Source organism: Pseudomonas frederiksbergensis (assembly GCF_003732665.1).
Classification (GTDB): domain Bacteria; phylum Pseudomonadota; class Gammaproteobacteria; order Pseudomonadales; family Pseudomonadaceae; genus Aquipseudomonas; species Aquipseudomonas frederiksbergensis_G.
The window spans coordinates 1-295 of record NZ_MOBP01000043.1 but is presented as its reverse complement, the minus strand read 5'-3'; the positions used below and the strand labels follow the sequence as shown (position 1 = coordinate 295).

The following is a 295-nucleotide window of genomic DNA, read 5'->3' as shown; positions in this document are numbered from 1 at the left end:
GCAGGTCCCGCGGTAGCCAGCAAACACCGCGCAGTCGGTCGTCCCATTGATCCTTGACGGTATTGGTCAACTGCAAACCGGTACTGAAGGAAACGGCCAGCCGATGCAGGTTCTCTCGCTGGGCTAACAGGGTGGGGTCAAAATCAATGAAGAGCTCCGTGAGCAACTTTCCCGCGACGCCGGCGACGCAATAGCAGTAATGATCCAGCTCCTGGTGGGTGCCCAGCCCCTGCAAGGCGGCCTTCTCCTGGAACTGGCTCATTCCCCGGGTCATCGTGCTCAGGCACTGCAGGAT

At 60.0% G+C, this 295-nt stretch carries 1 protein-coding gene; it reads right to left on the bottom strand.

The window, feature by feature from the left end; genetic code table 11:
* Nucleotides 1-262, bottom strand: a 262-nt coding sequence (locus tag BK665_RS33050) for a squalene/phytoene synthase family protein (protein ID WP_221179279.1), incomplete at its 3' end; no start/stop codon positions are given.
* Nucleotides 263-295 lie beyond the last annotated feature (33 nt).